The organism is Bradyrhizobium sp. 76, from assembly GCF_023073025.1.
Lineage (GTDB): Bacteria > Pseudomonadota > Alphaproteobacteria > Rhizobiales > Xanthobacteraceae > Bradyrhizobium.
This window is the reverse complement of record NZ_JADPIS010000152.1, coordinates 1-3,113: the sequence shown is the minus strand read 5'-3', so window position 1 is coordinate 3,113 and position 3,113 is coordinate 1. Positions and strand designations below refer to the sequence as shown.

2 protein-coding genes are annotated in these 3,113 nt (G+C 58.3%); both read left to right on the top strand.

The features are described from left to right. The first annotated feature begins 1,057 nt into the window (after window positions 1-1,057). Window positions 1,058-1,582 carry a GMC oxidoreductase gene (locus IVB48_RS40480; protein ID WP_346659032.1) on the top strand — a complete coding sequence of 175 codons (525 nt, stop codon included), beginning with the start codon at window positions 1,058-1,060 and terminating at the stop codon, window positions 1,580-1,582. Window positions 1,583-2,717: 1,135 nt separating this feature from the next. Further along, window positions 2,718-3,113: transposase (locus tag IVB48_RS40475; RefSeq protein WP_247408845.1), on the top strand; the 396-nt coding region annotated here is incomplete at its 3' end.

Here is a 3,113-nt window from a genome sequence, read left to right as displayed (position 1 = left end):
ACAACCTCCGAAAGCTCGCGCTGGCTGCCGGATGAGCGCCGTCATGTTATCGTCTTATCGTCGCGGCCACACCGCGACTAAACAGACAGGCTCCTAGCTGCGCAATGGCCTGCAAGGCTGGCCGCTATTCACTGAGCCTAGCCAAGCGGTGGCCGGAAGGCGCGTCTTCTGGCAGCGTGGACGGGTGATTGGCGGAACCTCCTCGATAAATGGAATGGTCTATGTGAGAGGCCATCAATCCGACTATGATCACTGGGCATGATTTGGGAAGTCCAGGCTGGAGTTACGTTGCCGTCTTGCCGTACTTTCTGAAGGCAGAAGGACATGCATCAAGAAACGGCGCTTTCCACGGTCGAAGCGGTCCCTTGCGCGTCCGCAAAGGGAGTTCGCCCAATCCGCTCTATCCGGCGTTCGTCCGCTCCGGGGTCGAGGCGGGATTCGCAGAGTGCGAGGATTTCAACCGCGAATCTCAAGAAGGCTTCGGCCAGTATGACTATACGATACGCCGGGGACGTCGCTGGTCGGTCGCCCGCGCTTACCCGGGCGAAGCTCGCCGTCGCTCCAACCTTCGTGTGGTTACGCGAGCATATGCGACACGGATCAGTTTTGAGGGACGGCGCGCAGTCGGCGTGGAATACCGCCGATTTCGAAAGAACTTCCAAGCTAATGCGGATGCCGAGTTATAGTCAGCGTGGGCGCAATCCATTCTCCCTTTCTGCTGCTTCACTCCGGTATCGGTGATGCGCATACGCTTCTCTGGTTGCGGACCTGTCGGGGGTCGGACGCAATCTTCAGGACCATCCCTCCATCTCCTTATCGTTCGGCTGTACCAAACCGCTCACGTTGCACAGTGTGGTCCGCGCCGACCGTGCGGCCCTCATGATGGCTCAAGCACTCTTGCTCCGTTCAGGCCCGGCTAGAAGCCTTCCGGCCGAAGCCGGTGCGTTCACACGAATGCAATCGAGCGATGCGGTCCCTGACATCCAATGGTTCTTCATTCTCGGGGTGGGGTTGCAGGCGCTGAGGTGGAGGGGATTCGGCCGCGGGAAGTTCCACCGTGAAGCCTTTAGGATCGCGGTTTCTCAGTTCAGGCCGCAGAGCCGCGGTACTGTCTCGCTTACCTCCCACCGATCCGTTCGCGTTACCCAAGATCGACTCTGGTTACCTATCACCAGCAGCCGACTTGGCGCCGATGGTCGCGGCCGCACTACAGGTTCGGAAAGTTGCCGCTCAACCTGCTCTCGCGCCATTTATCGCTAAGGAGCTCGAGCCCGGTTGTGAAATACGCCGCGAGGATGAGCTTCGCGACTGGATACGCGGCAGTATGTTCAGCGGCAAACACCCGGTTGGTACCTGTCGGATGGGCAGTGACTATGCCGCGGTAGTCGACCCTCAGTTGCGTGTTCGCGGTGTGGAAAAGCTAAGGGTAGTTGATGCATCAGTGAAGCCAACCATCATCGGTGGAAACACGAATGCATCGACGATCATGATCGCGGAGAAGGCGGCCGATTTAATCTGCGCAGCGAAGCGGGAAGGCGAGGCGCCATGGTTGAATGCGATCTTTGGTAGCGGTCGCATTTAAAAGTTCGATTGTAGATCATTCGCTGCCTTTGAAGTATTGTTCTGGCGCGGGCGCTCCTGCAAGATGTAGTCACGTCTATCAGTCGTTGAGGAGACCAAGTTTCATGAACATGAGCACTATGTGAGGCGTCGCGTCGGACGGATAGAAGAATGTTGACGTGCCGCTGCCGCTGCTCAGGCGGCGTTTCCTGGCTTTCCTCAAACGGCGCGCCAAGAACGGATAGAGGTGCCGCGAACCCGAACTATTCTTGCGCGTCCGAGAGACGGCATGGCAATGTTGCCGAAGTGCTCCCACGAAATGGGCGTCCCTATTCAGCTTGCACGCGAGCGGAAGGGGGTACCAATCAACCTTCCATGATCGACGTACTGCAGGACTATTGTTTGAGGAACTGCGAAGAGGTACTAAAATTACATGTGAACCAATCGGTGTGATCGACTTGATCACGCCGGGAATTCGCCAATCGGTTAGACAAATATGAAGGTCGCCCCAGCACTGGCCGCCGGCTGCACATGGTACTGACACCAGCCGAAATGTCACCCTCGCCATCATCTGGTCCGAAGTTCGTATGCTGCTGGCGTGCCGTCAGGCGTCCACAACATGATGCAAGGCGAAGGCGCAGTTCGTTCCGTGCGAATTCAAGGGGTACACGTAAGCGCTAAACTTGTGCCGTTCAGGATTTGAATATCCAGAGCATGGGAGTCTTGGCCTGAGAGATCGGTCACACCGCAACCGTTGCCGGGAAGCGCAAAGTTTCGGCTGGATCGCTCCGCTCGGCGATTAAGGTGGATTTTGAGACGGCGATCGTTGAGGAGGCGATCGAGAGCGATGCGCCTGGATCTGGGTTAATAATCGGCGCGGAGTTGGGATTTGCCGGACGGCAGTCCTTCGTCCGTTCTGCAACAGCAAGAGCACTGTGATGATGGCGGCCGAGTGTTTTTGCGCACCTTCATTCGCGTTGCGCTCGGGAGCTTCTCCTTTCGTCGCGTTCTTCCGCGACCATATAGACGCAAAGAGGGGACCCCTTATCAAATATGAGTAGAGTATCGCCCAAAGTTGGTGACGATGGGAATCGGAAAGGCGGCATATCGTGGGGGTGCTTGACGCCTCCACTTCTCCACCGAAGGAGCGATATGCCGTGTCCAACGATAACGTCATCCATCTGATTCAGCCAGGAACCTTCGACGATCAACTCACAGAAGTCTTGCGCAGCGGGGCACGTGCCCTTCTCGCCCAGGCGGTCGAGGCCGAGGTCGAGGACTTTCTCGGCAAGCATGCCGATTTGAAGACCGCGGACGGCCACCAGCGCATCGTCCGCCACGGTCACCTGCCGGAGCGGGAGGTGATGACCGGTATCGGTCCGGTCGCGATCCGCCAGCCGCGTGTGCGCGATCGCGAAGCGGACGCCTCCGATCCCGACCGCATCCGGTTCTCTCCGGCGATCCTGCCGCCCTACATGCGGCGTTCGAAGTCGATCGAGACGCTGCTGCCGATCCTTTACCTGAAGGGGATCTCGACGGGCGACTTCTCGGAG